Genomic DNA, 21,668 nt, shown 5'->3' on the forward strand with positions numbered 1-21,668 from the left:
AAAGGAGGTTTTACATCTTCACGGCAACCCGCAATTTAGCACTTCTGGCCCGGCTGTTCACGGCCACTTCGGCGGGGTCAGCCTCTTCCGGCTTGCGGTTCAGGGCCTCAAACGGCTTGCTTTCATTGCCAAAGAAGTCTTTTTCAACTTCGCCAAAAAACTTGCCCTTGGCGATAAAATTTTTCACCAGCCGGTCTTCGAGGGAATGGTAGCTGAGCACCACCAGCCGCCCGCCGGGCCGCAGCACGTCGGCGGTTTGCAGCAGCATTTCCTGCAGCGCCTGCATTTCCTGGTTCACTTCGATGCGCAGGGCCTGGAAAACCTGTGCCAGGTACTTGTTCTCCTTGCCGCGGGGGGTGCACGGCACAATGGCCTGCTTGAGCTCGGCAATGGTTTCGAGGCGGCGGCCGCGGCGGGCCGCGCCGACGGTATTGGCCAGGGTGCGGGCGTTGGTTACCTCGCCATACATGCCGAAGATGCGATGCAGGTCGGCTTCCTTATAGTCGTTCAGAATGTCGGCGGCGGTGAGGGGACCGTCCGGGTCCATGCGCATGTCGAGCGGCCCGTCGAAGCGGGTCGAAAAGCCCCGTTCGGGCGTATCAAACTGGTGCGAGCTCACTCCTAAATCAGCCAGCAAGCCGTCAACGGGCAATGCGCTAATTGACTCAAGCTCAGCGTATAAATGTCGAAAGTTTGACTTTACAAATGTAAACTGCGGCCTTGCCAGTTTCTGTGCCTCGGCTTCCGCATCGGAATCCTGGTCGAAGCTGTAGAGGTGGCCGGTGCTGAGTTTTTCAAGAATGCGGGCCGAGTGCCCTCCCCCACCAAAGGTCACGTCCACGTAGCGGCCGTCGGGCCGCAGGCCGAGGCCGGCCAGGCATTCGGCCAGCATCACGGGGCGGTGGTAAGCACTGTCGTTGGCGTAGTCGCTCATGCGGTGGGGCCGTTCTGCGGCGGCGTTTCAACGGATAAAAACTTCTGCGCCAATTTGCTAAAGCTTTGCTGGTCTTTGATGAGAAACTCGTCGTAGCGAGTGGGGTCCCAAATTTCGCAACGGTTTCCCAAGCCAACAATTATTGCTTCTTTCTCAATCCCAGCATAGCGTAACATGCTGCGTGGCAACATGAAGCGACTGATAGAGTCAAGCTCTACTTCAGTCATGCCCCGGAAAAAGTTGCGCTGAAATTGCCGGTACTCTTCGTTAAATTCATCGAGGGCCATCACCTTTTCGTGAATGACCCGCCAGGCTGCCCGCGGGTACAACACCAGGCAAGGCTCAAAGCCACGCACCAGCACCAGTTGATTTCCGGATTGTTCGGGGAGGTTGCTCTTCACCTTGGCCGGCAACACAAGCCTCCCCTTGGGGTCAAGCTTGCATTCATATTCGCCGGACAACAGGTTCATAAGCATAGACGCCAGGGAGGCAAACAGGCGACATGGGCAAATGTACGGGAAGCCCAGTGGAATTCAACCACCATTTACCACTTTCTACCACGTTTCAAAAAAGCCTCTTGCTATTCATTAATAGCCACTTTTACAGTTTTCCAGTGCCGCGTGCGTGGAGAGAAAACCACAAATCCACATCCAACGGGACAAAATGTCAGAGCAACTACTGGTGAGAAAAGACCGCATACAAGTGCGCTCGCCGGTGATTGCGGCCTGACAGCATCGCGGCCAGCCGGGCCAGCACGCAAGCAGTCGCAGCCACTACCAGGCTCCAAAGGCAGGAATATTGAACGCGCGGCACTGTGGTTGTGTACGCCCTCCTCCAAAGTAGCTGTTGTACCTTTGTGGCTGTGCAACATTCCCGCATCCGCCGTTCGCTTTGCGTAGTGCTGGCCGTATTGGTGCTCATCACCTCGGTGGGCCTCACGGTGCAGCGCCTGACCTGCCGCATGAGCGGCCGGAGCACCGTGGCGGTATCGATGGCCGGCCCCGCCGAGCTACGCGGCTGCACCGCCGACATGGCCCCCGCCGCGCCGGCGGCCAAGGACAACTGCTGCGATTTCAGCAAGCAGCTGCACAAGCTTTCGTCGCCGGCCCACGAGCTGGCGGCCAAAATACTGGTGCCCACGCCGCAATTCGCGGCGGTATTGCCCGAACATCCCCGTCCACTGGCTGGTGCGTTCGTGGCCCGGTTCAGCCGGGAGCCCCGGTGGATGGCGGCCGATGCCTCGCCCCCTCCCAAGGCAGGGCGCACGTTGCTGGCATTCGTTTGTAAGCTGGTGGTTTAGGAATTCTGAAAAGCCGTGCGTGGCTGCTCCGGCAGCAAGCCCGGGTGTGTTCGTGGCATGGGCTGCGAAATTTCAGAATGCCTTAACTTACAGAACTTATGAAATCCACTTGCGGGGCTTTCCCGCTGCTATTCGCTTTTTTCGCGGGCCTCGGTGCCCTGCAGCCGCAACGGGCGCTGGCCCAGTCGGCTGCCATTGCGCCGGTGCGCGGCGAAATCACCGAAGCCGGCAAAGCCACTCCCCTGCCCGGCGCGGTGCTGCGCTGGCTCTTCGATGCCCCTGAGGCTTCCGACCCGGTGGTGACGGCCAGCTCCGACGGGGCCGGCCGATTCTCCATAACCCGGCCGGCGCGGGCCGCGTCGCGGCTGGTGGTGCAGGCCTTGGGCTACCGCGCCGACACCGTGGCCGTGGCCGCTACCGGCGCGCCCTACCTGCGGGTGGCCCTGCGCCCCGGCCAGGAGCTGAGCGAGGTGACCGTGACCGCGCGCGGCCCCTCCTACTCGGCCCTGACGCCGGCCAACGTGCAGGTTATTTCGAGCCGCGACCTGACCAAATCGGCCTGCTGCAACCTGGCCGAAAGCTTCGAAACCAACGCCTCGGTGGAGGTCACGACGTCCGATGCCGTATCGGGTGCCAAACAGATTCAGCTGCTGGGCCTGGACGGCAGCTACTCGCTGCTGACCGTGGACAACCAGCCCGCGCTGCGGGGCCTGGCCGCGCCCTATCGGCTGGGCTACCTGGCCGGGCCGTGGATTGACAACATTGAAATCATCAAGGGCACGGGCTCGGTGGTGAATGGATACGAGGCCATTTCGGGGCAGGTAAATGTGAAGCTGAAGGAGCCCGAGAAAACCGACCAGCTGCTGTTCAACGCCTATGTCAACGACCTAGGCAAGTTCGACCTCAACCTCAACACCTCGGCCCGCATCAACCCCAAGTGGAGCACGGTGCTGCTGCTGCACTCCGACCACCTCGGCAACCGCGTAGACCGCAACAAAGACGGCTTTCTCGATTTGCCGCTGGCTACGCAGTTCAATGCCTTCAACAAGTGGAAGTACCAGTCGGGCCACGGCGTGGTGAGCGAAGTGGGCCTGGGCGCCCTGCGCGAAACCCGGCAAGGGGGCCAACTGGGTTTCCGCGACACCGGCGAAGCGTCCTTTCTGGCCAACTACGGCACCACGCAGGCTACCACCCGCTACACGGGCTACGCCAAAACTTCCTACACCTGGCCCAGCCGCCCCTTCCAAAGCCTGGGCCTGCTGCTGAGCGGCACGAGCCACGACTTCACCTCGCGCTATTCTTACGGCTACGACACGTACACCTTCGAACCCAACCTGCCGCCCATCGCCACCACCAACCGCACCATGCGCGACTACGATGGTACGCAGCGCACGGGGCTGGGCACGCTGCTGTTCCAGAGCGTGATTGGCAACACGGCGCACGTGTACCGGGCGGGCCTGAGCTTCTTATACGACGACTACCAGGAGCGCCTCACCTCGGGCCGCAAGTACCTTTTTGAAGGCCCGCAGGAGAATTTCAGCCGACGCGAGCTGGTGCCCGGCGCCTTTGCCGAGTACACCTACCAAAACAGCCGCAACCTGACCCTGGTAGCCGGCCTGCGGGCCGACCGCCACAATCTGTACGGCTGGCAGGTGACGCCCCGCCTCAACGTGAAGTACGACGTGGCCAAAAACACCGTGCTGCGCCTGGCCGCCGGCCGCGGCTTCCGCGTGGCCAATCCCATTGCCGACAACGCCTCCCTGCTCGCGAGCGCCCGAGAGTTCAACATCAGCCCCAACCTGCAGCCCGAGCGGGCTTGGAACGTGGGCGGCAGCGCCACGCAGTACTTCACGGTGCTGGGGCGGCCGGCCACGTTTGTGGTCGACTACTATCACACCGAGTTCGACAACCAGGTGGTGGCCGACATGTACACGGCCGCGCGCTACGTATTCATCGACAATCTGGGAGCCGGCGGGCGCTCCTTCGCCCGCAGCCTGCAGGGCGAGCTGCAGGTAGAGCCCGTGAAGGGCCTGCAAGTGAAGGGGGCCTACAAGTACCTCGACGTGCGCACCACCTACGACGGCGTACTGCTGCCCAAGCCCCTCACCCCCAAGCACCGCGCCTTCCTGAACTTGGGCTACGCCAGCGCCTTCGATAAGTGGCGGGGAGACTTTACGGTGCAGTGGTTTGGCCAACGGCCGCTGGCGCACATCAGCAGCACCCACGCACACGGCACGGGCCAGGAATACACGCCCGAAACCTCGCCGCGCTACGCCCTGCTTAATGCCCAGCTCACCCGCGGCTTCAAGCGCCTCGACGTGTATGCCGGCGTGGAAAACCTGACCAACTATCGGCAGTCCAATCCTATTGATGGCGCCGCCAATCCGTTCGGGCCCACTTTCGACGCGGCCATGTCGTGGGGGCCGGTGTATGGCCGCCTCACCTACCTGGGCCTGCGCTACCGCATTGAGTAGTGACGCCGGTTTTCGCTAATTTTTCCGGCAGCAATTTTGTTATGGCTGCCTCACCCAAGCTTTTCAATTTTAGACTTATGAAATTCTTCCTCCTGCTGCCGCTGCTTGCACTATTGAGTTCCTCGCCCAGCGCCCACGCCCAAACCACTCCCGCCGCCTCGGCCAAACCGGCTGGCACCGCCACTGTCCAGTTCAAAACTTCGGCCGTGTGCGACATGTGCAAAGCCCGCCTTGAAAAAAGCCTGGCTTATGAGAAAGGCGTGCAGTCGGCCACGCTCGATGTGCCCACCAAGGTGCTCACCGTGACCTACAAAGCCGACAAAACCACGCCCGATGCCCTGCGCACCGCCGTGCAAAAAACCGGCTACGACGCCGACCAGCTTACCGCCGATGCCCGCGCCTACAGCCGCCTGCCCGACTGCTGCAAGAAAACCAACGCTATACACTAAGCCTGCCGTCATTGCGAGCGCAGCGAAGCAATCCGTTCTGTTCTCAGCGACTTACCTAATTAATGTGAAAAGCCCCGGCTCTGAATGAAGTCGGGGCTTTTTTCTTTAAGTTTTGTATATGGATAAGCGCTTGCCACAACTCAGGGCCAGCCGCTCAGCGAGGAAAGATTACTATGGCCTGCTGCCTCACAATGACGGCAGGGCTATTTCGATTTCCACAGCCGCCACCAGGGTAGATAGGGCTGGTCGTGGTGCTCGTAGTGATACCCGAAGAAGTAGCAGCTCACAAAGGCCCACAGGTGGTGCCGAAACTGGCTGCGCGATTTATGCGGGTTATCGGGCGCGTGCTCGCCGCGGTGCGGCAGGTAGGTGCCAAAGAAAAAGAGCTGGACCGTGGCCAGAATAGCCGGTATCATCCAGAAGGCAATGACGTTGGCCTGCGGGAAAAACAGCTTCAGCACGTTATAGGTGGCCGCCATCAGCAGCACCTGCCACCAGGTCACGTAGTTCCAGGCGAAGCGCAGGAACCAGGGCAGGAAGCCGGGGTGGCGGCCGTCGTGAAAATCAGGGTCGTCCTGCGTGCCCACGTGGCGGTGGTGGGCGTGGTGCTTGGGCAGCTGGCCCGGAAACCAGTTGTAGGCAAACAGCCCGGCCGCCAAGGTGCCGATGGCATTATTGAGCCGTTTGTTGGGGCTTACTAAGCCGTGCATGGCATCGTGCGCAGTGATGAATAAGCCGGTGTAGAGGTGCGTTTGGAGCAGCACCAGCAGATACGGGGCCGGACTATGCCAGTCGGGCCGGTACCACGCCAGCAAAAAGCTCAGCAACGTCGCCCAGCACACGCCCACCGCCACCGCCACCGCTACGCCTTTCAAGCCCAGCGGCTCGGGCACCACACGGCGGGTGAGCGGCGATGCCGACGGATAGGAAGCAGTTTGCATGGGCAACAGCGAGTAAACCGTGAGGTTGAATTACAAACTTAGCAGCTGGTCGCGCACTTGCTCCATCAGCCACATGGGCGTGCTGGTGGCGCCGCAAATGCCCACCGACTGCCCCGGCTGAAACCACTCCGGCTGAATTTCGCCCACGTTCGAGATGAAATGGGTTTGCGGGTTGGTTTCCTTGCACACCTGGTAGAGCACCTTGCCGTTGGAGCTTTTGGTGCCCGACACGAACACAATCTGGTCGAACTGCGCGGCGAAGCGCCGCAGGTCCTTGTCGCGGTTGCTCACCTGGCGGCAAATGGTGTCGTTGGCATTCACTTGGTAACCACGGCCTTCCAGTTCGCCCTTGATGTTGTAGAAGCTGTTGGTGCTTTTGGTGGTCTGGCTGTAGAGCGTGATATTTTCGGGCAGCTCGTGGCGCAGCAGCTCGTCGATGCTTTCAAACACCACGGCGTCGCCGCCGGTCTGGCCCAGCAGGCCCAGCACTTCGGCGTGGCCGTGCTTGCCGTAGATGAAGATTTTCTCCTTGCGGTCGTAGCTCGCCTTGATGCGATTCTGCAGCTTGAGCACCACGGGGCAGCTGGCGTCAATCAGCGTCAGGTTGTTTTCCATGGCCATCTGGTAGGTGGCCGGGGGCTCGCCGTGGGCCCGAATGAGCACGGCCTCATTGCGTAGCTCGGCCAGCTTTTCGTGGCAGATGATGCGCAGGCCGCGCGCTTCCAGGCGCTGCACCTCCTCGTCGTTGTGCACGATGTCGCCCAGGCAATAGAGGTAGCCCTGCTCGTCGAGCAGGTCTTCGGCCATTTGAATGGCGTAAATCACGCCGAAGCAAAAGCCGGAGTTGGGGTCGATGCGGACGCTGAGGTGCAAGTGGGGCATACGTCAGGACAAACCGCGAAACCACGGTTAAGGTTGTGACCGCCGGAAACGTTTTTGGCGGGCGCCAAAAACTACGTCAGAACCGCGCAAACCGGTTTTCGGTTTACTCGGCCACGCGGCTCAGGCGCTGGGCCTGCTCGTCGCTCACGTGGCCACGGTCCACCAAGAAGCTGCGCACCGTGCGGAAAGCCTCGGCATCGAGCCCCGATTTGGGGTGGCTCAGGGCCGCGTTGAGCAACATTTCCTTGTCTTCGTCGACGTGCTTGCTCAGGCCCAGAAAGGCCGGCAGGTTGCTTTCGACCGAAAAACGCAGAAACCGGATTTCGGGGTTGCGAGGGTCCAGGCTCACGGCCTGCTCGAAGGTGCGGGCGGCGTCCTGCACATAGGTCAGTTTGTTGAACATCGACGCATCGCGGGCCCGGATGGCCTCGGCCGCGCCCTTGTAGCCCAGCACCAGCGCGTCGCGGTCCTTGTAATCGGCCAGGAGCTTATAGAATTTTTCGCCCGCGGCTTTGTCGGCGGCGGCCTGCTCGTAGTGGCGGCGGAGTACGGAAGGATGGTAAGGAGAAGCCACGGAAAGGGTCGGGAAAGAGGGATTAGTAGAGGAAACGCGGGCCGCCGCAAGGCCGCTCGCGGGAGCAAAGCTGCACGCCATCGGCACAAGCAGCAGGCCCAAGCCGCGTCGAAACAAAGCATTCATGGGAGCAAAACTACTTCAGGCTTCAAAGAATTCAGCTCACTGGTAAGCGGGCCCGGCCGACCCGCTCAGATGCGCGACAGCCGGTAGCGGAAATACGAGCCCAGCAGCAGCAGCAGCTTGGTGTTGTCGGGCACCCGCACCCGCTCACCCAGGATGCGGGCCGCCGGCAGCTTTTTGATTTTATAAAACAGCTTCAGGTAGTACACATAGGCCAAATACACGCCCAGCTTGGCCGAGCGCGGCAGCTGCTGAATGCCCGCGTAGGCGGCTTCAAAATCGGCCTTGATGTCGACCTCAATCTCGCTCTTGGTGGCGTCGTTGAAGCGCTGGTACACCACGCCGGGGAAGTATACGCGGCCCCGCTCCTCGTAGTCGGAGCGGATGTCGCGCAGAAAATTGACTTTCTGAAATGCCGCCCCCAGCCGCCGGGCCGGCTCACGCAGGCGCTCAAACAGCGCGTCGTCACCGTCGCAAAACACCCGCAGGCACATCAGCCCCACCACTTCGGCCGAGCCGTAGATGTACTCGTTGTAGAGGTCGGGGTGGTAGTTCTGGTCCTCCAAATCGAGCGCCATGCTGTGCAGGAAGGCCTCGATGAACTCGCGGTCGATGCCGTAGCGGCGCACCACGTGCTGAAACGCGTGCAGCACCGGGTTGAAGCTCAGGCCCGTGTCCAGGGCCTCGTAGGTCTGGCGGCGGAAATCGGCCAGTAGCGCGGCCTTGTCATGGTCATGAAAGGTGTCCACGATTTCATCGGCCCAGCGCACAAACCCATACACGGCGTACACCGGCAGGTGCAGGCGCTCGTCGAGCGTGCGAATGCCCAGCGTGAACGAAGTGCTGTAGCGCCCCGTGATGAGTTTGCTGCAAGCCAGGCTGGTGTCGGTGAAGAGTTTAACGTGGTCCATTTTCTTTCAAAACTTCTCCCGCCACCACCTGGCCCGAAATTAACGAGGGCGGCACGCCCGGTCCGGGCACGGTGAGTTGGCCGGTGAAATACAAATTACTGACTTTTTTGCTCTTGAGGGTGGGCTTCAGAATAGCCGTTTGCCGGAGGGTATTCGCCAAACCGTAAGCATTGCCTTTGAAGCTGTGGTAGTCGGCCATGAAGTCGCGGTGGGCGTAGCTGCGCTTGAACACCACGTGCTCGCGGATGGGGTGGCCGCAGTGCTTTTCGAGCCGGTCCATCAGCAGGTCGTAGTACCGCTCGCGGGTGGCTTCGTCATCGGTCAGGCCCGGGGCTACCGGGATGAGCAAAAACAGGTTTTCCTGCCCTTCGGGGGCCACGGTGGGGTCGGTTTTGCTGGGCACCGAGGCGTAGTAGAGCGGCTTGGTGGGCCACTGCGGCTGCTCGTAAATCTCGCGGGCGTGCTGGGTCAGGTCCTCGTCAAAAAAGAGGTTGTGGTGCCGCAGCTTGTCCAGCTTGCGGTTCACCCCCAGATAGAACAACAGGCTCGACGGGGCCATAACGCGTGATTCCCAATACTTAGCATCGTAATGCCGGTACTCGGGTGCCAGTACTTCCTGCTCAATGTGGTGGTAGTCGGCCCCGGCCATCACGGCATCGGCGGCGAAGAATCCGCTGGCGGTGCGCACGCCGGTGCTGCGGCCGTTTGCCACCGCTATTTCCGTCACTTCCTGATTGTAGCGGATTTCCACGCCCAACTCCTCGGCCAGGCGCACCATGCCTTCCACAATCTTGTGCATGCCGCCCTTGGGGTACCAGGTGCCCAGCGCCAGGTCGGCGTAGTTCATCAGCGAGTATAAGGCGGGGGTGTTCTCCGACGTGGCACCCAGAAACAGGATGGGAAACTCCACCAGCTCCAGCAGGCGCGGGTCTTTAAAGAAGCGCCGCACGTGCTTGTGCATGCTTTGCAGCACGTCCATGCGAACCATGTCGACCAGCAGCTTGGGGTCGGCAAACTCAAATACGGAGCGGCTGGGCGCATACACCAGCCGGTTGATGCCCACTTCGTACTTGTAGGCCGCCTGCTTCAGAAACTCGTCGAGGCGGGCGGCGCTGCCGGGCTCGTAGCGCTCAAACAGCGCCCGCAGCTCGCTCATCCGGGCCGGAATGTCCACCGCCTCGGGCCCCCGAAAGATTACCTGATACGACGGGTCGAGGCGCACCAGCTCGTAATAGTCGGCCACTTTTTTGCCGAAGCGGGCGAAGTACTTCTCAAACACGTCGGGCATCCAGTACCAGCTGGGGCCCATGTCGAAGGTGAAGCCTTGGGCACGGAAAACCCGCGCCCGTCCGCCGGGGCCTTCGTTCTTTTCCAGGATGGTGACGCGCCAGCCGGCCTGGGCCAGCGTGGTGGCAGCGGCCAGCCCAGCAAAGCCCGCCCCGATAACAACGGCTTGCTTCGGCAAACCCGATTCGGGCGGGCGGGCGACGTGAGTGGCGGCATGAATAGCCGCATTGACGGCAACGCTGGCAGCAGTGGTGGCGGCGGTTGAAGACAAAAGCAGGAAAGAATCTGGATGAATGAAAAGCGAAAGTCGCCCGGAAAAACAAACCGCCGGCCCCGCGCCGCGCGAGCAGCAACAAGGCCGGCGGCCAAAGCACTTACAGCCAAAAGCTAGTCTTCAACTACTTCGGTGGCATCGGCGGCCGAGGCGCCCACCGGCGCGTACACCTGTAGGGCCGACTTCAACTCCTTGCGGGCAATGTGAATACGGTTTTTGACAGTGCCAATGGGAATCTGCAGCTTCTCGGCAATCTCCATGTACTTATAGCCAATGTAGTACATCATGAACGGCGTGCGGTAGTCGGTGCCCAGGCCGGCAATGGCCTCGTTGATGTCGCGCACCACAAAGTCCGACGTCGCGCCGTTGTGGGTGATGTAGTTCTGGTCGGTGTTGAAATACTGAAAATACTCCGTCGAATCGATGTTGGAGCTGCGCTTGGTAATCTTGTTATAGTTGTTGATGAAGGTGTTGCGCATGATGGTATACAACCACGCCTTCAGGTTGGTACCGGCTTTAAACTTGTCTTTGTTGAGCAGGGCCTTGAGGAGGGTTTCCTGCACCAAATCCTTGGCATCATCAGCGTCTCGCGTCAAGTTCATGGCGGCGGGCCGGAGGGTGAGCGAAATCTTCTGCACTTGCGAGGTGAATTCTAGCGAAGTCATGCTGTTTAGCTTTTCGTGGCCGATTGTTAAACAAATATACGAGCCCGCCGCAAAATCAGCTAGCCCCGCCGAAATAATTTCGTTCGGCACGCCTACTAGTGGCTCGCAGGCGCGGCAAGGTACGCCCGACCCGGGCTTCGCCCCGGCGCCAAAACCACTTTTGCCATTACCCTTTTGTGAAGCCGGCGCGCAGGCCGGCGTTCCAGCTACGAGGCAAACTGCGCCGATGGTTTGCTTTTCGGCACAACCTAGCTTACGCTGCCACCGGCTCGGTGGCGTGCTCGGCCACCAGGGCCAGGAAATCGGTCATCAGCGCCGGCGAAACGCAGCTTTTGGGCAGCACCAAGCCTTCCTGCCGGGCCAGCTGGCCGTATAGCACCACCAGCTTGCCGGGGCAGCAGGCGGCCACGGCTTCGGCGAATTCGCCCACGCGGCTGCGCTCGGGCTGGGTGGTGAGCACGGTGGCCACGGCGTCGGGCTGGTAGGTGCGGCACACAGCGTCCAGCTCTTCCAGCGGCAGGTTCTGGCCTAGGTACAGGGTGTGCAGGCCCCGGGCGCGCAACACGTAGTTCATAAAGAGCAGGGCCAACTCGTGCAGCTCCTCGGCCGGCAAAAACAGCACCCAGCGCCGGGCCGTGGCCGGCACGCCGGGCAGCGCGTCGGTAGCGGCCAGCATCTTCTGGCGCAGCAAATGGGCCAGCAGGTGTTCCTGGGCCGGGTTCACGGTGCCGGCCAGCCACATCAGCCCGATGCGCTGGAGCAGCGGATAGGCCACGTTGAGCATCATGTTCTCGAAGCCCAGCTGCGCGCTGGCTTCGTTTAATAATTGATTGATGCGCTGCTCCTCAAATCCGAGCATGGCCGCCAGCAGCGCGTTCACCTGCTGATGGTGGTCGTGCACGTCGTGGCAACAGGCCAGCACGGCCGCCTGCATCTCGTCGTCGCTGAGGCGGGCCACCTGCGAAATGCGTTGCCCCCGGCTGCACAGCGTGGTCACGTTGAGCAAGCGGCGCAGGTCGTCTTCGCAATAGGTGCGAATGTTGGTGGCCGTGCGCACGGGCCGCAACAGGCCGTAGCGCTGCTCCCACATCCGAATGGTGTGCGCCTTGATGCCCGAAAGCTGCTCTAAGTCGCTGATGGAGAAGTGGCCCATTGTGGGGTATGAAAAGGGTATAGCAAGAAGGTTAAAAGCAGCGGGCGCGTGCTGCTAGCCCGGGCCCATTTCGGAGCCCGTTTTCATTTTCTCGCTTTTTAGTTTTTGGCGCCGTTTGCGGGCCAGCTCCAGGTACTTGGGCGACACCCACAGCAGGCCAAACTCGGCCGAGCCGTCGCGGCCCTGGGTTTTGTGGTGGGTTTTGTGGGCCATGTTGAGGGCCCGCAGGTAGGTATTGTCGGACTTTTTCCAGAAGCGCAGGCGGCCGTGAATGAGCACGTCGTGCACGAAGAAGTACACCGTGCCGTAGGCCGCAATGCCCACGCCCACCCAAAACCACCAACGCGCGCCGTTGTCGCCGGTGATGAACAGCGCGGCCGAAATGCCGCCATAAATCAGAAAGAACAAGTCGTTGCGCTCTACCGGGTGCGGGTGCCGCACGTGGTGCGAGCGGTGCAAAAACCACAAGGGCCCGTGCTGCACGTACTTGTGCATGAACCAGGCCCAGAATTCCATGAATCCGAAGGTGGCGAGCGTGATGCCGAGGGCGGCGAATGCAGTCATGGGCAACTAACCAGAACGGGAAACGGGATGTTTCAACCGCAGCGAATGATGAACGGTTAGTGGGTAGCGGATTGCCGGCTGGCCTTCCATCAATCACTAACCGTTGACCACGTATGCATAAAATCTTACCAGCCGATTTTCTCTTTGTTGAGAAAAGCTGCAATTCCGCGGCGGCAGTCTTCCGAGCCGCGGGCTTCGGCGTTGCGCTGGGCGGCGTAGCGCAGGCCTTCTTCGAGGTCCAACTCGGGCAGGCGGGCCAGCATTTCCTTGGTTACCTCCATGCTCTGGGCCGAATTTTCGCGGCAGAGGCGCTGGGCGTAGATTTTCACCGTTTCGGCGAGCTCCTCTTTGGGCACCATGAAGGTGATAAGCCCCATATCGAGGGCCGCCTGAGCCGGGATGACATCGCCCGTAAGCAGGAGCTGCTTGGTGCGGGCTTCGCCGATTTTGCGCACCAGAAACACACTCACGATGGCCGGCAGGAACCCGATTTTTACTTCCGTGTAGCCAAACTTGGCCTCGGGCACGGCAAACGTGAGGTCGCAGATGGCGGCGAGCCCGCAGCCGCCGGCCAGCGCGTGGCCCTGCACCTGCCCTATCACCACCTTTTTGAGGGTGTAAATCTGGTGGAAGAGCTGCATGAGGTGCGTGGAATCCTCCAGGTTGTCGGTGTAGCCGAAGCCCTGCAGGTCCTGAATATAGGCCAAATCGGCGCCGGCGCAGAACACGTCACCGGCCGCGCGCAGCACGATTACTTTCACGTGCTCGTCGTTTTCGGCAAACTCGAAGGCTTGCTTGAGCTCGGTCACCACGTCGGCGTTCAGGGCGTTGCGCTTGTCGGGCCGGTTCAGGGTGATGTAGCCGATGCGGTCCTGGGCTTCGTAGCGGATGTAGCGAAGGGCTTCGAGTTCGGGGGTGAGCAGGTCTTCCATGAGGGCGGAGTTGGCGCGGGCGGATGGGTGTAACCATGATGCCAACCGCCGGGGAAAGGTGGCATCACCAGAGCAATTAACGGAAAAAAGACGCACTTGGTCGGCCTCGCTCGACCAAACCCCTGCCCGGGCAAACCCAATGACCTGGCAAACTGGACGAACGCCGAAGTAGAGCCAACTCGGCCCGGCTGGCCGCTGGGGTTGCCTGCGCGGACTTCTACAGCGGCGGCGCACACCGGAAAGCGCCCTGCGCCGTCACGTCCCAGGTGCGGAAACCGCGGGCGCGCAGCAGCGAGTCCTGCCGGGCCACATACCAGATTTTGCAGCTGGAATCGAACACCACCCGCGCTTTAGTGCCAAACACGGCGGCCAGCGTTTCGGGCTTTACGCGGGCATTGCGCCGCAGCACCAGCACATCGACCGGCGCCGGTTGGGTGGCGGAGGCAATGCGGTTTGACACAAACCCGATGCGCAGGCCCCGCCATTGGGCCAGCAGCACCGGGCCGGGCCGCCAATAAAGGGCTTCTTTGGCGCTGTCGGCATCGGCCAGGCGCCGCACGGGCACGGTGGTGCCGCGCCAGCCGGTGCTGTAGTGCGTGCGCCGGGCAGCCCGCCGGATGATGCCCGGCAGCAGGCGGTAGGTGCGCTCCGTTTCGTTGAGTGGCACCGAATCGGGCGTGACAAACTCGGCGCTGGCGCCCTGCCAAAAACCCACTGCCGAACGCCGCGGAATGCTGTACACGATGAATTCCTCGGTGGGCGCCACTGTGCGGGCTTCGGCCACGCGGCTGCCGGCGTAGCACAGCAGCAGCAGGGCCATGCCGCGCAGCCAGCTGAGCTGGCGGGTGTTGAGCCAGGCCAGAAAGCTGCCGATGAGGCCGAAGATGAGCACCGTTTGCAGGGCCGAAACGTGAATCTCGCGCACCACCCAACCCGAAAAGTAGCGGCTGATGAAGAAGATGTATTCGTTGAACGCCCACACCATCCATTCAAAAAGCCAGGCCACGGCTTTGGGCCCCCAATCCAGGTACCCGGCCATGGACGGAAACCAGACGCTGGGAAAGGCCACAAGCCCTTTCACGGCCAGCAGGGCCAGCCCGACGTACACGGCCGCGCTCGAGATGGGCACGGCCACCAAGTTGGAGAACAGAAAGCTGAACGGAAACTGGTGGAAATAGTACAGCCCCAGCGCAAACGTGGCCACCTGCGCCGCCAGCGACAGCGCCACGGCCTGCCACACCTTATCGAGAAACCAGCCGCTGCCCTGCCAGGCCCACTGCACCGGCTTGAGGTGCCAGGGACGCCGCCGGGCGTAGAAATACCCTTCCACATCAAGCCAGCGAGCAATGCGCGGCTGGATGTACACGATGCTGAGCACCGCCAGAAACGACAGTTGAAACCCCACGTCGGCCACCAGAAATGGATTCCAGAGCAGTAGGAAAAAGGCCGCCACGGCTAGCGTATTAAAGATGGAGCTTTGGCGCCCCCAGGCCCGCCCGATGATGAGGAAGGTGAACATCACCGTGGCCCGCAACACCGACGCCGACAGCCCCGTGACGAAAGCGTAACTCCAGATGACGGTGAGGCCCAGCAGCGCCGACCACAGCCGGAAGCCTGGCACCCGCGCAAAAAACAGCTTCAGCAACACCGTGAGGGCCGCAAACAGCAGGCCCACCTGCAGCCCGCTCACGGCCATGATGTGCGAGGTACCCGTGCTGCTGTAGGCCAGCTTGGTTTCGCCATCCACGTCGTCCTTGATGCCCAGCACCAGCGCCGAAGCAATGGCGTATTCGCGCTTCTCTTTAATGTATTGACGAAAAACGCCATCGAGCTTCTCGGCGCAAGTCATGCTCCAGTACACCAGCACATTGGGCGGCGCCACGCGCAGCACGCGGTACTGGTCGGGGTGAATGTATTGCTGATGATACACCTGCCGATAGGCCAGGTACTGGCGGTAGTCGAACTCGCCGGGGTTCAGCGGCGGCTTGCTGGGGTCGGGGTGGCCGCGAATGAGCCACACCTCGCCGTAGCGCGGCTGCGCAATGCCCGCCACCCGCGGCAGCGACACCCGCACGCCGCCCGTGGCCCGGCGCCAGCGCCCATCTACCCGCACGGCCTGCACCCGCAGCGTGGTGGCAAAGGTGGCGGCGCGCACCACGGTGGCTTCGTCCACCACCGCCTGGTAACAGTCAATGCGGGTGTCGAACCGAAAGAGGTGGTCGGCCCGGCGGCTTTCAGTGGCGCGCTGCGTGAGGGCGGCCCCGAACAGAAAAACGGCCAGCAGGGCCACCACTCCGGCCGCATCGGTGACGGCCGGCCGGCGTTGGCGAATGGCCCAGGCAATGAGCAGCATCGTGGCCGCCGCCATTCCCACGGCCACGGGCCAGAGCTCCGGCCAGGCTTCGCCAAGGTAGAGGTAGGCCACGATGCCGCCAATGAGCGCGGGCGTGTAGCGAACGAATGGGAACGTGGCCCAGGTAATCATTTATGGCAGAAAAAGAGAGCGTATTGAATTGGCAATGTAGGACTTTGCCCCGATACCGCCCAAGCGCCCGGCCATCGGACTGGCAGAATTAGTAATTTGGGCGGGCAATTTCTTCCTGCCATGCTCTCCTTTCTGCGCCGCCTCAAGCTTAGCTACGCCGCCTACAACGTGCTTCAACCCCGCCGGCTGCGGCACAACGTGCCCCTGTACCAGAAGCTGGGGCTGCACAAGCAGTACTTCTCCCCCGTCAGCAGCCGCGATTTCCGGCACTTGGCGCCCGATGCGGGCCTGCCACCCGTGCCCCCGCTGCCCCAGCGGCTGGCGGCCACGGCCGCCTTCCGGGCGCTGCCCCCGCCAGCCAGGCCAGCCTGCTGGCGTTTGAAGAAAATGGCTTTGCGGTGCTGCCGGGCTTTTTCAGCGCCGACACCGTGGACGGCATCAATGCCGAATTGGCGAAGCTCATCGAAACCAGGCAAATCAGCCGGCGCTACCGCAACAAGTTCATGTTTGCCTTTCGGCAGTCGGCCCGCATCCGGGAGGCGGGCGAAGGCGCTTTGCGCAGCCTATTGGCCGCCCTGCTGGGCCACGAAACCACGCTATTTCAGAGCATTAACTTTCTCACCGGCAGCGAGCAGCGCACCCACTCCGACAGTATCCACATGAGCACCTTTCCGCTGGGGGGCATGGCGGCGGCCTGGGTGGCGCTCGAAGACATTACGCCCGGCAACGGCCCGCTGCACTACTACCCCGGCAGCCACAAGCTCCCCTACTACCTCAACGCCGACTACCAGAACGAAGGCACTACTTGGCTTATCGGTGACAAGGAATACACTGAGTACGAGGCCTACATCAATCAGAAAATAGCCGAAGCCGGCCTGCCCAAGCAGGTTTTCCTGGCCCGCAAAGGCGACGTCTTTGTGTGGCACGCCAACCTGATGCATGGCGGCGAGCCCCACCTCGATAAAGCCCAGACGCGCAAAAGCATGGTGTTCCACTACTTCAGCCAGGCCCACATCTGCTACCACGAAATCACGCAGCGCCCGGCGCTGCTGTAGCGTGGGCTCTGCGTGTCCACGCGTTGCGAACGTTCGCCCGGGTATGGACTCGCAGAGTCCACGCTACAGCACCATTTTGTAGTGCTGAATATTAGCTTCCTCAAACATTTCCCCCTGTTTTTGGAAGCCGTGGCGCTCGTAAAAGGGCACGGCCCTCAACTGGGCGTTGAGGTAAATCTCGGCGTCGGGCAGTTCGGCCTGCACGTCGGCCAGCACGGCATGAAGCAGGGCCGCCCCGATTTCCTGATTGCGAAAATCGGATAGCACGGCAAACCGCTCCAGCTTCACGCCGTTTTCGGTTTCGCGCCAGCGGGCGGCGCCAGCGGGCGTGCCGTCGGCGGCGCGGGCCAGGTAGTGGCGGGCATCGGTGCGGTCGTGCACGTCGTGCTCCTTGGCAGCCGGCACGCCCTGCTCCTGCTGAAACACTTTCTCGCGGATGGTGAAGGCGGCGTCGAGGTCGCGCAGGTCGGTGATGCGGTAGGCGGTGGCGGGCATGGCAGTGTTAATGAGGGTACTTAAAAACCGTCATCCTGAGCGCAGCGAAAGACCTTCTCACGCCTGAACAATTTGTTCTGACGCGAGAAGGTCTTTCGCTGCGCTCAGGATGACAGCATATGCGTGAAAAACTACAGCGCCTGTTCGTGGTTCACGGGCAGCTCGGGCTCGTCGGTAGCGGGGGCATCGGGCAGCAGGCCCTGCTCGCGCAGGCGGCGCTCGTGGCGCTCATCGCGGCGCGCCGAACCGTTTTGCTGGGCCTGGCGGGTGGTTTCCTCGGTGTCGTACCGGTCGTAGGCTTCCACAATTTCCTTTACCAGACGGTGACGCACCACGTCTTCCGACGTCATCTCGACGTAGCCGATGCCGGGCACGCTCTTCAGGATGTCGAGCGCCTGCAGCAGGCCCGATTTCTGGCGGGTGGGCAGGTCAATCTGGCTGCGGTCGCCGTTCACCATCACTTTGGCGGTGGGGCCCATGCGCGTCAGAAACATCTTCAGTTGCGAGGGCGTGGTGTTCTGAGCTTCATCAAGCAGCACGAAGGCGTTGTTCAGCGTGCGGCCACGCATGTAGGCCAACGGGGCGATTTCGATGATTTTGTTTTCCTGGTAGAACTTCAGCTTTTCGGCCGGAATCATGTCTTCCAGAGCGTCATAAATCGGGCGCAAGTAAGGGTCTACTTTCTCCTTCATGTCGCCGGGCAGGAAACCGAGGCTTTCGCCGGCCTCTACCACGGGGCGCGAGATGATGATTTTCTTGACCTCCTTGTTTTTGAGGGCGCGCACGGCCAGAGCCACCGAAATATAGGTTTTGCCGGTGCCCGCGGGGCCCAGCGTAAACGTCAAATCGTGCGCCATCACGGTATCGACCAGCTTTTGCTGGTTGGGCGTTTTGGCTTTGATAACGCCGCCTTTGGCGCCGAACAGAATGACGTCGGGCGAAGCAGCCAGTACCCGTCCCTCGGCCTCTTCGGAGGTGGCGGAGAGGTACTGGTTGACGGTTTTGTCGGTAATCTGGCCGTACTGATGGTAGTGCTCGATGAGCGACGACAATAAATCGTTGATGCGGGAGATGACCGCCGGCTGGCCCTGAATCTTGATTTCGTTGCCGCGGCTGATAATTTTGGAACCCGGGAAAGCGGCAGCTAACTGACGGATATTCTGATTGTCGGGGCCGAGGAAATCGACCAGAGACATGTTTTCGAGGGTGATGATTTTTTCGACCAAGGGCGGGAGAAGGGGAAAAGAAGGCGGGGAAACAGCCAAAAAAGAAACAAGCCTTTCCGCACAAACCGGCTACTTTTGCCCCGGTTCGGGCGGACGAACAATACTACGAAAAACTACCGAACGCAGGCATGGGATTGATTACGTTGCTGACCGATTTTGGCTACCGCGACCATTACGTGGCGGCGCTGAAAGCGCGACTTCTGCAATTGGCCCCGGCGACGCCCGTGGTGGACATCAGCCACGGCGTCGAACCTTTTAACATCGCGCACGCCGTTCACGTTCTCCAATCCGTGTTTCGCGACTTTCCGGCGGGCACGGTGCACGTCATCGGCGTCGACGACCACGGCGCGGGCCCTGAGCCGGGCTGGCACGCGGCCCGCTACCAAGGCCACTTTTTCGTGGCCGGCGACAACGGCATTCTGGCCCTGCTCACCACCAGCGCCCCCGAGGAGCTGGTGGCCCTGCCGGCTGCCGTCACGGCCTCGCCTACCCGCGACGTGCTGCTGCCCGCCGCCGTGGCCCTGGCCAACGGCCAAGCCCTGACGTCGCTGGGCCCCGTGGTGACAAATTTCCACCAGCTCAACAACCGCCAGCTGCGCCTGCAGGACCACCGCATCACGGGCCACGTGGCGCACGTGGACCACTACGGCAACCTGATTACCAACATTTCCCGCACCGCGGTCGACGCCGTGGGCCATGGCCGCCCGTTTGCCGTGCACTTCGGCCGCGATGTGGTGCGCGAAATCCATCCGCACTTTTCGGCCGCCCCTCCCGGCGAGGCCGTGGCCGTGTTCAACAGCCAGGATTGCCTGTGCCTCGGCATTTGCCAGGGCAACGCCTCTGAGCTGCTGGGCTTGCATTTTGATTCGCAAGTTGACGTGCGCTTTCCGGTTGAGTAGCTTGGAATTATGAAAAAGACCGGCGTGCAGAGCGGCAGCGAAGCATCTCGCTCGAAGCAGTAATTCTTTTCGTTCAACGATTAGATTACTACCACAAGCGCGATGCTTCGCTGCCGCTCTGCACGCCGGTCTTTTTTGCCTTAAAGACGGCTGAGTTGCGGGGGCTTACTTCAGCGCGCCTTTCAGGTCGCTGACAGCTACGCCCTGGGCTTCTTTGGCTTCGGGCACTACAGCAGCCATGCCGAAGAATTCATGCGTGGTGCCAGTGTAAAGCTTGTAATTGGTTTTCACCCCGGCGGCGCTGAGCTTGTCAGCCAGGGCCTTGCCTTCGCTCTTCAGGGGTCGTAGTCGGCACCAATGACGGTGGTGGGCTCCAAGCCTTTCAGGTTGGCGGCCACGAGGTTGATGCGCGGGTCCTTTAAATCGGCCGGGGTGCGCTGGTAGTTCTTGAAGAACCACTCCATGCCGGCCTTATTGAGCGGAGCAGTTTCAGTATTGGCCTGGTAAGAAGGCGTGTTGGTGTCGGAACCGGCAATGGGATACACTAGTACTTGGTATTTGGGCAGGGCCACCTTTTTGTCGCGCGCCATGATGCTCACGTTGCAGGCCAGGTTGCCGCCGGCGCTTTCGCCCACCACGGCCACCTTGTTGGGGTCACCTTTCATGCTGGCGGCATTTTTCAACACGTACTGATAGGCGGCAAACGCGTCGTCGTGCGCCGTCGGAAATTTATGCTCCGGGGCTTTGCGGTATTCCACCGACACCACTACCGCCCCTACCTGCTCGCACAGGGCCTGGGCCGAGGCCGCATACGTATCGTTGGTGGCAATGACCCAGCCGCCGCCGTGGTAGTACACAATAACCGGGAACGGCCCGGCAGCGCCCTTGGGCGTGTAGATGCGCGCTTTCACGCCGGGCATCAAGGCTTTGGTAGCGGTATCGCAGTTCAGGGGCGGCACGGGAATGTTGCTCAGGCGCATCTGCTTCATGGCCGCGTCGGCGGCGGTGGGCTGCTTGCGGGCCTGGGCGGCGGTGAGCTCAGGCAGGGGTTTATTTTTGAAGCTCATGAGCTGCTCAATCACGGCTTGCATTTCGGGCTTAAGGCCAGGGCCCCAAGCGGGCTTGGCCATGGTGGGCTTCACCGTGCCTGGAGTGCCGGCGGTGACAGCCGTGTCGGGGCTGGCGGCCGTGGCCGTGCTGTCGGCGCCGGCCGTGGTGGCGGTTTCGGTGGTAGTGGAGTTGCTGTTGCAGCTGGACAACAGCAGGCCGGTGGTCAGAGTCGGAGCCACCAACAAAGCAAGAGCAAGCGAACGAGGTGCAAGGTGTTTCATGAAGAGAATGGCAATGTGCAACGTGTGAAAAGCAATGTCGAGCCTATACGAACGGTCTAGATAGAGGTTCGACTTATTGCATTTTTCAAGCACTAACGCTATCAAAATCCCTCATTATACCAAGATTAAAACGGCATTGTTAACACCGTGGCCCACACGCTCTAAAGCAAAAAGGGCCTCCATGTCAACAGCACATAGCAGCTGACACGGAGGCGCTTTTTGCTTTAGAACAGTCAGGCTGCCTAATGGCTTCAGATTTAAACCAGTGTCGGTTTACTTGGCCATCGTGGAGTCGGTGCCCATGGCGGAACTGTCGGCACGGGCGGTAGTGGCGGTGCTGTCGGAAGCGGCGTTGGTTTCGCTCGAAACCACGGTGGCGGTTTTGTCGGCCTCAGTAGCGGTGGGCTCCGAGTTGCAGCTGCTCAACGCCAGGCCGCCGGAAAGCGAGAAGAGGCAGGCCACGGCGGCGGCCCGAAAAGTGGATACTTTCATAACAAGAAACTTCTGATGTGAAGGAAGGTGTGTGCCCGTGCTTACGGGCGGCTTAACTGAAGAGTTGGGTAAAACTGCCGGACTGCACGCTGGCAATGGGGTTCACAATCATTCGTTTCCGTGGCCCGCAATCCTTTGTGAAGGGGCAGCAGAAGGATTTTTTGCGTTTCTATCTATTCGTAAAAAAGGCGAAAGCCCACGGCACGTTGAGTGCGCACAGCC

General features: G+C 61.3%; 22 protein-coding genes. 5 read left to right on the forward strand and 17 right to left on the reverse strand.

Going from position 1 to position 21,668, the window contains the following annotated elements; genetic code table 11:
• Nucleotides 1-10: 10 nt before the first annotated feature.
• On the reverse strand, nt 11-934 hold the full coding sequence (gene rsmH, locus MUN81_RS13320; RefSeq protein ID WP_245111110.1) for a 16S rRNA (cytosine(1402)-N(4))-methyltransferase RsmH: 924 nt from the start codon (nt 932-934) through the stop codon (nt 11-13).
• Complete coding sequence (gene mraZ / locus MUN81_RS13325; protein ID WP_245111112.1) at nt 931-1,404, reverse strand: division/cell wall cluster transcriptional repressor MraZ; 474 nt, start codon at nt 1,402-1,404, stop codon at nt 931-933. The genes rsmH and mraZ overlap by 4 nt, the downstream gene beginning before the upstream one ends.
• A 392-nt stretch (nt 1,405-1,796) precedes the next feature.
• On the opposite strand from mraZ, the gene MUN81_RS13330 reads away from it, so the two are divergent.
• The 3 genes from MUN81_RS13330 to MUN81_RS13340 all read left to right on the forward strand — a co-directional run bounded on the left by MUN81_RS13330 (nt 1,797) and on the right by MUN81_RS13340 (nt 5,157).
• A complete protein-coding gene (locus MUN81_RS13330) occupies nt 1,797-2,234 on the forward strand; it encodes a hypothetical protein (RefSeq protein WP_245111113.1) in 438 nt (145 codons plus the stop codon).
• A gap of 98 nt (nt 2,235-2,332) precedes the next feature.
• Nucleotides 2,333-4,708 (forward strand): TonB-dependent receptor, encoded by a 2,376-nt coding sequence (locus tag MUN81_RS13335; protein ID WP_245111115.1) that lies wholly within the window; start codon nt 2,333-2,335, stop codon nt 4,706-4,708.
• 77 nt (nt 4,709-4,785) lie between these two features.
• Nucleotides 4,786-5,157 (forward strand): heavy metal-associated domain-containing protein, encoded by a 372-nt coding sequence (locus MUN81_RS13340; protein ID WP_245111116.1) that lies wholly within the window; start codon nt 4,786-4,788, stop codon nt 5,155-5,157.
• 203 nt (nt 5,158-5,360) lie between these two features.
• Here MUN81_RS13340 and MUN81_RS13345 read toward each other — a convergent pair whose 3' ends face one another.
• From MUN81_RS13345 to MUN81_RS13390, 10 genes are all read right to left on the reverse strand, one after another.
• On the reverse strand, nt 5,361-6,098 hold the full coding sequence (locus tag MUN81_RS13345; protein WP_245111118.1) for a fatty acid desaturase: 738 nt from the start codon (nt 6,096-6,098) through the stop codon (nt 5,361-5,363).
• A 30-nt stretch (nt 6,099-6,128) separates the two neighbouring features.
• The gene (locus MUN81_RS13350; RefSeq protein WP_245111119.1) at nt 6,129-6,980 is read right to left on the reverse strand and encodes a 4-hydroxy-3-methylbut-2-enyl diphosphate reductase; all 852 of its coding nucleotides are present in this window, start codon (nt 6,978-6,980) and stop codon (nt 6,129-6,131) included.
• A 103-nt stretch (nt 6,981-7,083) separates the two neighbouring features.
• Nucleotides 7,084-7,554, reverse strand: a complete 471-nt coding sequence (locus MUN81_RS13355) for a hypothetical protein (protein ID WP_198977197.1) — start codon at nt 7,552-7,554, stop codon at nt 7,084-7,086.
• 191 nt (nt 7,555-7,745) lie between these two features.
• A complete protein-coding gene (locus MUN81_RS13360) occupies nt 7,746-8,588 on the reverse strand; it encodes a phytoene/squalene synthase family protein (RefSeq protein ID WP_245111121.1) in 843 nt (280 codons plus the stop codon).
• Entirely contained in the window at nt 8,575-10,053 is a 1,479-nt protein-coding gene (crtI, locus tag MUN81_RS13365; RefSeq protein WP_245117393.1) for a phytoene desaturase family protein, read from the reverse strand. The genes MUN81_RS13360 and crtI overlap by 14 nt, the downstream gene beginning before the upstream one ends.
• Nucleotides 10,054-10,262: 209 nt before the next feature.
• Nucleotides 10,263-10,814 carry a sigma-70 family RNA polymerase sigma factor gene (locus MUN81_RS13370; RefSeq protein WP_245111122.1) on the reverse strand — a complete coding sequence of 184 codons (552 nt, stop codon included), beginning with the start codon at nt 10,812-10,814 and terminating at the stop codon, nt 10,263-10,265.
• A gap of 253 nt (nt 10,815-11,067) precedes the next feature.
• Nucleotides 11,068-11,967: a MerR family transcriptional regulator gene (locus tag MUN81_RS13375; protein ID WP_245111124.1), complete on the reverse strand. Its 900-nt coding sequence runs from the start codon at nt 11,965-11,967 to the stop codon at nt 11,068-11,070.
• A 54-nt stretch (nt 11,968-12,021) separates the two neighbouring features.
• Nucleotides 12,022-12,531 (reverse strand): sterol desaturase family protein, encoded by a 510-nt coding sequence (locus MUN81_RS13380; RefSeq protein WP_245111125.1) that lies wholly within the window; start codon nt 12,529-12,531, stop codon nt 12,022-12,024.
• Between the two features lie 125 nt (nt 12,532-12,656).
• Nucleotides 12,657-13,463: an enoyl-CoA hydratase/isomerase family protein gene (locus MUN81_RS13385; protein WP_245111127.1), complete on the reverse strand. Its 807-nt coding sequence runs from the start codon at nt 13,461-13,463 to the stop codon at nt 12,657-12,659.
• Nucleotides 13,464-13,680: 217 nt separating this feature from the next.
• A complete protein-coding gene (locus MUN81_RS13390) occupies nt 13,681-15,948 on the reverse strand; it encodes a ComEC/Rec2 family competence protein (RefSeq protein WP_245111129.1) in 2,268 nt (755 codons plus the stop codon).
• A gap of 371 nt (nt 15,949-16,319) precedes the next feature.
• Here MUN81_RS13390 and MUN81_RS13395 point away from each other — a divergent pair, with 371 nt between their 5' ends.
• Nucleotides 16,320-17,003 carry a phytanoyl-CoA dioxygenase family protein gene (locus MUN81_RS13395; RefSeq protein ID WP_280638279.1) on the forward strand — a complete coding sequence of 228 codons (684 nt, stop codon included), beginning with the start codon at nt 16,320-16,322 and terminating at the stop codon, nt 17,001-17,003.
• Between the two features lie 63 nt (nt 17,004-17,066).
• Here MUN81_RS13395 and MUN81_RS13400 read toward each other — a convergent pair whose 3' ends face one another.
• Nucleotides 17,067-17,498 (reverse strand): GNAT family N-acetyltransferase, encoded by a 432-nt coding sequence (locus tag MUN81_RS13400; protein WP_245111132.1) that lies wholly within the window; start codon nt 17,496-17,498, stop codon nt 17,067-17,069.
• A 131-nt stretch (nt 17,499-17,629) separates the two neighbouring features.
• Entirely contained in the window at nt 17,630-18,724 is a 1,095-nt protein-coding gene (locus MUN81_RS13405; protein WP_245111134.1) for a PhoH family protein, read from the reverse strand.
• A 128-nt stretch (nt 18,725-18,852) separates the two neighbouring features.
• Between MUN81_RS13405 and MUN81_RS13410 the strand changes: the two genes are divergently transcribed.
• On the forward strand, nt 18,853-19,623 hold the full coding sequence (locus tag MUN81_RS13410) for an SAM-dependent chlorinase/fluorinase (protein ID WP_245111136.1): 771 nt from the start codon (nt 18,853-18,855) through the stop codon (nt 19,621-19,623).
• Nucleotides 19,624-19,788: 165 nt separating this feature from the next.
• Here MUN81_RS13410 and MUN81_RS22720 read toward each other — a convergent pair whose 3' ends face one another.
• From MUN81_RS22720 to MUN81_RS13420, 3 genes are all read right to left on the reverse strand, one after another.
• Entirely contained in the window at nt 19,789-19,914 is a 126-nt protein-coding gene (locus MUN81_RS22720) for a hypothetical protein (RefSeq protein WP_280638193.1), read from the reverse strand.
• Between the two features lie 44 nt (nt 19,915-19,958).
• Nucleotides 19,959-20,912 (reverse strand): alpha/beta hydrolase, encoded by a 954-nt coding sequence (locus MUN81_RS13415; RefSeq protein ID WP_245111137.1) that lies wholly within the window; start codon nt 20,910-20,912, stop codon nt 19,959-19,961.
• A gap of 315 nt (nt 20,913-21,227) precedes the next feature.
• Complete coding sequence (locus tag MUN81_RS13420; protein ID WP_245111139.1) at nt 21,228-21,446, reverse strand: hypothetical protein; 219 nt, start codon at nt 21,444-21,446, stop codon at nt 21,228-21,230.
• Between the last annotated feature and the right edge of the window lie 222 nt (nt 21,447-21,668).

This window comes from Hymenobacter sp. 5317J-9, from assembly GCF_022921075.1.
Lineage (GTDB): Bacteria > Bacteroidota > Bacteroidia > Cytophagales > Hymenobacteraceae > Hymenobacter.

Coding starts and splice junctions, on each gene's coding strand:
- rsmH (WP_245111110.1), bottom strand. CDS start 934: ATGAGCGACTACGCCAACGACAGTGCTTACCACCGCCCCGTGATGCTG.
- mraZ (WP_245111112.1), bottom strand. CDS start 1,404: ATGAACCTGTTGTCCGGCGAATATGAATGCAAGCTTGACCCCAAGGGG.
- MUN81_RS13335 (WP_245111115.1), top strand. CDS start 2,333: ATGAAATCCACTTGCGGGGCTTTCCCGCTGCTATTCGCTTTTTTCGCG.
- MUN81_RS13340 (WP_245111116.1), top strand. CDS start 4,786: ATGAAATTCTTCCTCCTGCTGCCGCTGCTTGCACTATTGAGTTCCTCG.
- MUN81_RS13345 (WP_245111118.1), bottom strand. CDS start 6,098: ATGCAAACTGCTTCCTATCCGTCGGCATCGCCGCTCACCCGCCGTGTG.
- MUN81_RS13350 (WP_245111119.1), bottom strand. CDS start 6,980: ATGCCCCACTTGCACCTCAGCGTCCGCATCGACCCCAACTCCGGCTTT.
- MUN81_RS13360 (WP_245111121.1), bottom strand. CDS start 8,588: ATGGACCACGTTAAACTCTTCACCGACACCAGCCTGGCTTGCAGCAAA.
- MUN81_RS13370 (WP_245111122.1), bottom strand. CDS start 10,814: ATGACTTCGCTAGAATTCACCTCGCAAGTGCAGAAGATTTCGCTCACC.
- MUN81_RS13375 (WP_245111124.1), bottom strand. CDS start 11,967: ATGGGCCACTTCTCCATCAGCGACTTAGAGCAGCTTTCGGGCATCAAG.
- MUN81_RS13380 (WP_245111125.1), bottom strand. CDS start 12,531: ATGACTGCATTCGCCGCCCTCGGCATCACGCTCGCCACCTTCGGATTC.
- MUN81_RS13385 (WP_245111127.1), bottom strand. CDS start 13,463: ATGGAAGACCTGCTCACCCCCGAACTCGAAGCCCTTCGCTACATCCGC.
- MUN81_RS13390 (WP_245111129.1), bottom strand. CDS start 15,948: ATGATTACCTGGGCCACGTTCCCATTCGTTCGCTACACGCCCGCGCTC.
- MUN81_RS13400 (WP_245111132.1), bottom strand. CDS start 17,498: ATGCCCGCCACCGCCTACCGCATCACCGACCTGCGCGACCTCGACGCC.
- MUN81_RS13410 (WP_245111136.1), top strand. CDS start 18,853: ATGGGATTGATTACGTTGCTGACCGATTTTGGCTACCGCGACCATTAC.
- MUN81_RS13420 (WP_245111139.1), bottom strand. CDS start 21,446: ATGAAAGTATCCACTTTTCGGGCCGCCGCCGTGGCCTGCCTCTTCTCG.